Source organism: Peribacillus sp. YIM B13481 (assembly GCF_042787985.1).
GTDB classification, from domain to species: Bacteria; Bacillota; Bacilli; order Bacillales; family DSM-1321; genus Peribacillus; species Peribacillus simplex_A.
This window is the reverse complement of the sequence record NZ_JBHZPE010000014.1, coordinates 87,609-95,447: the sequence shown is the minus strand read 5'-3', so window position 1 is coordinate 95,447 and position 7,839 is coordinate 87,609. Positions and strand designations below refer to the sequence as shown.

The 7,839-nt window shown below is 40.1% G+C and carries 6 protein-coding genes and 3 pseudogenes; 4 read left to right on the top strand and 5 right to left on the bottom strand.

Annotated elements, in window-relative coordinates; translation table 11 throughout:
* Positions 1-74: 74 nt before the first annotated feature.
* Positions 75-314, top strand: a pseudogene (locus ACFX4X_RS11070) (DDE-type integrase/transposase/recombinase); the annotation flags it as partial.
* A gap of 352 nt (positions 315-666) precedes the next feature.
* Here ACFX4X_RS11070 and ACFX4X_RS11065 read toward each other — a convergent pair.
* The 5 genes from ACFX4X_RS11065 to ACFX4X_RS11045 all read right to left on the bottom strand — a co-directional run bounded on the left by ACFX4X_RS11065 (position 667) and on the right by ACFX4X_RS11045 (position 5,714).
* On the bottom strand, positions 667-1,461 hold the full coding sequence (locus ACFX4X_RS11065) for an XdhC family protein (RefSeq protein ID WP_061466469.1): 795 nt from the start codon (positions 1,459-1,461) through the stop codon (positions 667-669).
* A gap of 25 nt (positions 1,462-1,486) precedes the next feature.
* Positions 1,487-2,353: an FAD binding domain-containing protein gene (locus ACFX4X_RS11060; RefSeq protein ID WP_377383412.1), complete on the bottom strand. Its 867-nt coding sequence runs from the start codon at positions 2,351-2,353 to the stop codon at positions 1,487-1,489.
* A complete protein-coding gene (locus tag ACFX4X_RS11055; RefSeq protein ID WP_061466465.1) occupies positions 2,347-2,814 on the bottom strand; it encodes a (2Fe-2S)-binding protein in 468 nt (155 codons plus the stop codon). Before ACFX4X_RS11055 ends, ACFX4X_RS11060 begins: the two co-directional genes overlap by 7 nt.
* Positions 2,811-4,970, bottom strand: coding sequence for a xanthine dehydrogenase family protein molybdopterin-binding subunit (locus ACFX4X_RS11050; RefSeq protein ID WP_377383410.1), 2,160 nt, complete (start codon positions 4,968-4,970; stop codon positions 2,811-2,813). The genes ACFX4X_RS11055 and ACFX4X_RS11050 overlap by 4 nt, the downstream gene beginning before the upstream one ends.
* A gap of 135 nt (positions 4,971-5,105) precedes the next feature.
* Positions 5,106-5,714 carry a nucleotidyltransferase family protein gene (locus ACFX4X_RS11045; RefSeq protein WP_377383408.1) on the bottom strand — a complete coding sequence of 203 codons (609 nt, stop codon included), beginning with the start codon at positions 5,712-5,714 and terminating at the stop codon, positions 5,106-5,108.
* Between the two features lie 251 nt (positions 5,715-5,965).
* On the opposite strand from ACFX4X_RS11045, the pseudogene ACFX4X_RS11040 reads away from it, so the two are divergent.
* The 3 genes and pseudogenes from ACFX4X_RS11040 to ACFX4X_RS11030 all read left to right on the top strand — a co-directional run.
* Positions 5,966-6,088 (top strand): annotated as a pseudogene (locus tag ACFX4X_RS11040) (succinyl-CoA--3-ketoacid-CoA transferase); the annotation flags it as partial.
* 270 nt (positions 6,089-6,358) lie between these two features.
* Positions 6,359-7,177: pseudogene (locus ACFX4X_RS11035) on the top strand (IS3 family transposase); the annotation flags it as partial.
* A gap of 10 nt (positions 7,178-7,187) precedes the next feature.
* A complete protein-coding gene (locus ACFX4X_RS11030) occupies positions 7,188-7,376 on the top strand; it encodes a LytTR family transcriptional regulator DNA-binding domain-containing protein (RefSeq protein ID WP_377383426.1) in 189 nt (62 codons plus the stop codon).
* The last annotated feature ends 463 nt before the right edge of the window (positions 7,377-7,839 follow it).

Sequence of the window (7,839 nt, the reverse complement as noted above, 5' to 3'; positions counted from 1 at the left end):
CTTCCTTAGTGGTTGGTCGATGTGTACCCCCACAGTGGACTTTCACCACCTAGATAGTTGCCATGCCTGGCACACAAGAGAAAAAGATGCCCCTAGGCATCCAAATAAGGCAGGAAAATATCTTAATAACATTGTGGAACAAGATCATCGTTTTATTAAAAAGAGAGTTCGTTCTATGTTAGGATTGAAATCTTTTCGTTCTTTCGGGAATAGAAGCGATGCATATCATTAAAAAAGGACAACTTACTCTACAGGACAACTCTGTCCAAAATCAAGTGAAGTTCATTCATCAACTATTTGGGATGGCTGCATAAGAGCTGATTCCATAGGAATCTATATACCTCTTTCCAATGGATGTAATCTTTGCACCAGAACCCGTTTCCCATAAGTCCATCTAATATCCCCATACAAAATCCCTCCCAAAATTTTTCTTTGTGTATTGTATGATAGTAGTAGCATATAAAGTAAAATATTCCTACCATATTAATGAATTAATCAAAACGACAAAAAGCCCACTCTGAAGAGCAAGGGCCTGCTTCTAGCTTTTATCAAAGAAAAAAGGTCAGTCCCACTGAGTTAATACTTTAACACAGCGGGGACTGACCCCATTGTATATTAGACATTTTGATTTTAGCTTTATCTGCCTCAGGTGTTATACCTTTCTACTTATCTATTTAATTGTTTCACTTTTACAGGCTTTTTTTCCTTGCTTACTTTGATGATTTGTCCGATAATACTGATGGCAATTTCTTCTGATGTTTCCGAGCCAATTTCCAATCCGATTGGAGAATGGACCTGCTCCAATTGTTCTTGCGTGACCCCTTCACTTTTTAACTTTTCAAATATGCTTATGACCTTGCGTTTACTGGCGACCATCCCAACATATGCAATCGGAAATTGCAGTGCTGTTTTTAATACAATATCATCACAATCTTTTGTAACAATTACCACATATGACTTTTCATTTAGATTGGCTGCGAGCAAAGCCTTTCCAATATCCTCGTTCACAAAAAGGTTTGTCGCATTAGGAAAGCGTTCCTTCGTACAATAACCAACGCGATCATCGACAATGCAATAAGGATATTCGAGGAAATCAGCGAGCTTTGCCAACGCATGGCCTAAATGACCGGCCCCAGCCAGAATGAGTTCAGGCCTCCTTGTATAGACTTCAATAAAGACCCGTAACGTGCCGCCACAATTCATCTGAATTCCGTCTTTTGCATGTTTATTCAATTTATATTCAACGATTTTCGATTGGCCATTTTGGATCGCCTTTACACTATCTTCGATCACATAGTGTTCAGCCAAGCCCCCTCCGACAGTCCCTTCAATGGTACCATCCCGGTAGACAATCATTTTTCCAACATGCCTGGGAGTCGAGCCCTTTGATTCAATAATCATGGCTAAAGCAAAGGTTTCGTTTTGACGCGTCAGCATGGACACTTTTTCCATCAGCAGCATGAAAAGCTCCCCCTATTTTTAAACATTAATTCGGTTGATATTGCTTCATGCTAAGAAAATAACGTAAAAGATGTAACGCAACGGTTTTTCTGTAAGCCGCAGTGGAGCGTTGATCGTCGATTGGTCTAATGACCTTATCGAAGGCTGCCACAATCGCAGCGATGTCTGCATCGGCTAATGGTATCGTTTTTCCAACCAGCTTCTTCTCAATATCAATGGAACGAACCATCGTAGGTCCGACCGCCCCGAAGGCAAATCGAATGTCATCGATTCGATCTTTGCTTATCCGGATGAAACCCGCAAAGGATACTTTGGCAATGGCATCTGCGTTGCGGTTGCCGACTTTCTCGAAAACGACATGTGAACCTTCTAATACGAACGGCAGAATAATCTCCGTCACTATTTCATTGTGAAAGCGTTGAACCCGTCGTGGACCTTGAATAAAATCGCTAATCGCAACCATGCGATCACCATTTACGGAGCGCAACAGAATCTTTGCATTGTATACATATAATAAAGGAAGCATGTCACCGGCTGGAGAGGCGTTGCAAATATTACCGCCTAATGTTCCCCGGTTTCTAATTGCCGGGGCAGCAATTGTTTTAATTGCATTCTTTAAAGCAAAAGGAATCAACGGATTTTCAAGTAATTCACTATAGGTACAGCAGGCCCCGATGTGGAGATCCTTGTGATGTTGATACACCTGCTTTAATTCGGAAAGATGATTAATAAAAACAATCGGTTTAGGGATTTTCGGAGGTACTCCCCTTCTACTTTTGTGAAGAACCATAACATCGGTGCCTCCGGCTATGATTGCACAATCTTCTCTATTCAATTGGCTCAACGTTTCGTCTAAACGCTCGAAGCGATACGCTGTTATTTTCTCTAACATAAGCCATCACCTTTTTTAGCTGCTAAGTTAATCGCCTCAACAATCATATTGTAGCCCGTACATCGGCACAGATTTCCGGAGATGCCTTCACGAATTTCAGCCTCTGAAGGATGAGGATTTTTAGATAACAAAGCTGCACTTGCCATAATCATCCCCGGAATGCAATAGCCGCATTGCACTCCCCCGGCGATGGAATAGCTCTCATCTAAAATTTTAAATTGTTCCGTTTCAATGATGCCTTCGATCGTTTGAATATCGGCACCAGAAATCGAGCCAATTGGAATAAGGCAGCTGTTTTGCAGGAGGTTATTCACAAAAACACTGCAGGCTCCGCACTCCCCTTCACCACAGCCTTCCTTTGTTCCGATTAACTCAAACTCATCTCTTAATAAATCTAGTAATCTTGCTGTAGCAGGGGCGTCAGTTTCTACCTTTCTTCCATTTAGTGTGAATTTAATCAACCCTCTTCACCTTCTTTCATCCAAAGACTTTCAATAATGACTTCCGGTGTAATCGGAATTTGCTGAAAAGAAGTTTGCAGGGCATCCTCGATCGCAGCTTGGACTGCTGGAGCGCCTCCGATTAAAGTCAATTCACCTGCGCCCTTCGCCCCGTATGGACCATCAGCATAGGGGTTATCAAAGACCTTGCTTTCAATTGAAACAACATCCAATGAAGTCGGCGGTCCATAATCCGATATGCTTTTTTGTTGGATTCTACCTTGCTTTGACGTCATCTTTTCTAGATAACCGTATGCTAGCCCTTGAGCCAAACCACCATCAATTTGGCCTTTCATAATCCGTTCATCGATGACCTTCCCAACTTCATAATTGCCGTATACTTTTTCTAACTTTATATTTCCTGTTAACGTATCAACTCCTACTTCAACCATATTAACGCCCCATGAATAAGCCGGGTAGGCATCTCCAGTGAAGGTTTTCTCGTCCCAAGGAATCATTTCACGGTGAACATAGTGCTCAACTACTTCCTGTTCCACCCCTGTTTGCCACTGATCCTTAAGTTTTATTGCGGCCCGTTCAAGCAATTTTCCGACAATCATCGTCGTCCTGGAAGCTACGGTCGGACCCGAGTCGGGAACCTCTTTTGTGTCGGGATAAGGGTACAAAATATCTTCGAACGGGAGGTTAAGTTCTTTGGCGACAATTTTACACAACGTCGTCAAAATACCTTGTCCCATATCAGAGTTTGAGATTTTTAGTGATACCTGGTCGTCCTTTGATTTAACCAGCTTCACCGTTGCTTTAATATGATCTCTTTCGCCACTGCCTGTAAATCCACAGCCGTGGAGGAACAGCGAAGTTCCTATGCCTTTTTTATAGCGCTGATTTTGTTGATTTAAGCGCTGAAAGTCTTCTTTTTTCTTTTTGTATTCTGACACGTTGAGTATGTCCTCAATCATTTCTTCCACTAATATCGGGTCGCGGAATGCACCTTTGGTGATGGTCGGGTCTCCTTGTTTGACGAGGTATTTTCGTTTATATTCAAGCGGGTCGATTTTTGCCAGTTTACTAAGATGTCCAATATGACTTTCGATTCCGGCAAAGCTTTGTGGAGCACCAAAGCCTCTGAAGGCACCGTTCGGAACGGTATTGGTTTTTAAGACATAGCCTTTTGCATGAAAATGCGGAATTTTATAAACACCGGCACTGTTTATTAATGCGCGCTGCAGCACGACAGAGCTCAATCCCACATTTGCCCCTCCATCGAGAAAAATGTCAACACACATGCTCAAAATATTTCCTTCCTTATCAAGGGCCGTTCGATATTTGAGTTTGGCCGGATGTCTTTTCGTCGTAACCAGCATATCCTCAGAACGGTCGAACACAAGCATTACCGATTTTTTGACTGCTCTTGCGGCAACGGCTACGTGACAAGCCATCATAGAAGGATAATCTTCTTTGCCGCCAAAACCTCCGCCGGTAGGACTTTGAACAACTCTGACTTCATAGTCACCACAGGCTAATGCGCTTAGCAATGCATTTTTTATATAATAAAGACATTGCATCGATCCCTGGACGACAATTTCATCATCCTTATAAACGGCGAGCATTCCTTGCGGCTCAAGGTAGACATGCTCCTGATAACCTGTATCATATTCTTCTTCGATGATTTGATGGGCTCCCTGCTCGATAGCTGAAATGTTCTCTAAGCTTTCCCCAAATTCATAGCTTGCCAAAACTAAGGATACTGATTTTTGCTTGATCGCTTCGTCCAATGTATAGATAGCCTGATGTTCTTCAAATTCAACCTTCACTTCATTTAACAAACTGTACAGGATATCCAGGTCTTTGCCCGTGAGCATGAGAATCGGCTCACCAATATAATTGACCCACTCATTGGCAAAAATGGGCTGATCTTCTTTGATAATTTTGACATAATTCGGTCCGGGGATATGCTCTGCTCCAACAGCTTCATACCCTTCCGGAAGGTTAGGTAATTGAATGGATATGATTTTTCCATAAGCAATTGGCGATCGATACAAAACACCATAAACCATATTTTCCACTTTCACGTCACTAATATAGGGCAACTGGCCCGATACTTTACCTTTATGGTCCTTTTTGGGCACTGAGGTGCTTATGTCTTTGAGATTCATTGCAACAACACCCTTCAACTCATTTTTTTAAAGGGATATATTCTGAATAGAAACCTCTTCCTACGATTTTATCAATGAGAATGATCTTTTATGATTCATTTCTATTCAAGATTTTCGTAGTTTTTAATTATATTTTTACTTCGAGAAATTTAAAGCTTTATCATAATCAATGGCTTTTTGGTAATCCTCCGGTGTATCAACATCAATTAATACTCCCGCATCATCTACATTCATGTATTGCTTTTCGTAACCACCCAGGACCACACGCAAATTACTCTCTGGATTGGTTTCGAGAATTTTCTGTTTCACTTCACTTGATAATTTAATGGGATGGCCGCCTTTATAGTCAAAGCTGGGAATAACTACGTTTCCTTTGTGTTTTGCTAGTAGCTGAACAGTATCTTTTTTAACAAGCGGACAATCTCCGGGTGTTATTAAGAAGGTTGGGGCATTTACTTCGTTGCAGCCCTTTTGAATGGAATGAAACATTCCCTGGTTAAAGTTTTCATTATAAACAAACTTGATCTGAAATGAGTAGGCATTTTTACTGATGATTTTGGCAATTTCCTCTTGGATGATTTCCGCTTGAAACCCAGCTACGACAATGACCCTGCTGCATAATCCTTCAAATTTAGAAATCGTTTGCTCCAACACGCTCATTTGCCCCATTTGCCCCATCGGCAAAGTCATTTTAAATGCATTCGCTCGGCTGGAATATCCAGCAGCTAGGACGATTGCTTCCATGTTTGTCACCTTCTACCTATCATTTTTCTTAATTCTCACAATAAAAGCACAAGCGGAGTAAGGATTAGCTGTATAGCCTATTAAGAGATCATTGATTGTTTATGCTTTGAATTTTAATTAAAGAATCTGGATAGTGTTTTTTCTTTATATGCGTAAAAGCCTCATTATATTACTTATGGTACGCTTCATCGTAACTCATCTAAATGAGGTTTTTTAAACTCTCATTTAATTCCATACTTAGTCCTTCATTCGATGTCACGGAAAAAGGATTAAAGCTAGTAGAGGTAGCAAAAGGGTATTCTGTTGAAGAAATCCAAGCAGTAACAGAACCAACACTTCTCATTGATGAAAACTTGAAATTGGATGCTTATTAATAAATAGTCTAGATTTTATTTAAAAATCGAAAGCATAACTAAACAAATACCATAACCCAATGATATGAAAGTAAAAAATATGGGGATGGTTCTCCCGTTTCTTAAAATGTAGGTGGAAGAACCCTCCTTTGTTTTAAAAAAATGTCATTATTTTAAAAAATTTTTCATGGAGGTTAACAATGAATATTTTGGTAATTATGAAACGCACCTTTGGTACGGAAGAAAAATTGTTTTTAATGACGGTCAAATCGATGACAATGGTGCGGAGAAGCAATGTGTGGCGTCCTAGAGCTTTCACGGAGTACCTATTATTACGAAGCAAAAGAACGAACCTCAGAAGACGATGTCACAAACGCCATTTTATATATTTTTGATAAAAACCGTAAGGCGTACGGAACACGTAAGATTAAGGTTGAATTAAAGAAAAGAGGCTTTACGGTCTCCAAAAGGCGAATTGGCCGGATCATGAAAGAACAGGGGCTTGTTTCCTCATATACAGTCGCTCAGTACAAACCGCAAAAGACTTCAAATAACGAATCAGTCCAGGCTAACGAATTAAATCGGGAATTCCTACAAGAAGAAGAGAAAAAAGTAGTGGTCAGCGATTTAACATATGTCAAAGCCAAACATAAATGGCATTACATATGTGTCTTTGTCGATCTCTTTAATCGTGAAATCATTGGATTTAGCACAGGACCTAACAAGGACGCCAAGCTTGTAGCTAGAGCGTTTGCATCGATCAAAGGGAACCTCCGTGATATTCAGCTCTTCCACACAGATCGAGGGAATGAATTTAAAAACAAGCTGATTGACGAAACGTTAACCATATTTGAGATTGGTCGTTCACTAAGTATGAAAGGTTGCCCTTATGATAACACTGTCGCGGAAGCGACCTTTAAAATCATTAAGACAGAGTTCGCCAATCAAACAACATTCGCAAGCTTAGCTCAGCTTACACTCGAATTTGGAGACTATGTGAACTGGTTTAATAAGTTGCGAATTCATGGAACTTTAGGCTACGTAAGCCCTCTAGAAAGTTGTCCCTTAAAAATATTGTTTGATTTAGTGTTGACAATCCAACTTAAATAAGTTAGAAGACATTCTTAATCAGTGTAATTTTTATCGAACGCATCAATCCTATTTGGTGTCGATTGACAAAATTGAATACATAGAATCGGACAATTATATGAAGTCATATAATGTAAAATTACATCACTGTAATCACAAGATTACCCTAAGCCGTCACAAATTTACGGCTTTAAAGAATCTCATCGAACGACATTTTTAGTTTTTTTTAAAAGTACCAAGGAAAGGAAGACATTTCTTTGGTACTTTACGTATCTTTAATTCCAACTTCCATACCATAAGGAATATTTGTACTTAAAAAACCAGAACTGTCAAGAACTGCTGTAATAGCGAATGCTGTAGGATGAGGTACATTTGGAAGTTTAACTGGCCATGTAACCAGTTAAACTCTTAAAGGTATATTGCTGTCATGTTTAAACCCAGAGTACCCTGTAGGCCTTAGAAGGGGGAATGGAGTTTTCGCCCTTACGGATGGGAATTAAAAGGTATCCTCCAAAGGGCATATTTAGTTTTCTTGGGAGTTGAAGAAGACCAAATAATTAACTTGTTTTTAGTCCCCGTTTGACATCAACCAAGTTATTTTTTGTTCAAACTTCAATTTCACTGATTACAGGAATGCTGCCCCGATAGTTCCATTAGAAAAAGGCTGCCGCAGCAACCCTTTT

Excerpts from the sequence above, each read along its gene's own strand:
- ACFX4X_RS11065 (WP_061466469.1), bottom strand. The coding sequence starts at position 1,461 with ATGCTGCTGATGGAAAAAGTGTCCATGCTGACGCGTCAAAACGAAACC.
- ACFX4X_RS11050 (WP_377383410.1), bottom strand. The coding sequence starts at position 4,970 with ATGAATCTCAAAGACATAAGCACCTCAGTGCCCAAAAAGGACCATAAA.
- ACFX4X_RS11045 (WP_377383408.1), bottom strand. The coding sequence starts at position 5,714 with ATGGAAGCAATCGTCCTAGCTGCTGGATATTCCAGCCGAGCGAATGCA.
- ACFX4X_RS11060 (WP_377383412.1), bottom strand. The coding sequence starts at position 2,353 with ATGTTAGAGAAAATAACAGCGTATCGCTTCGAGCGTTTAGACGAAACG.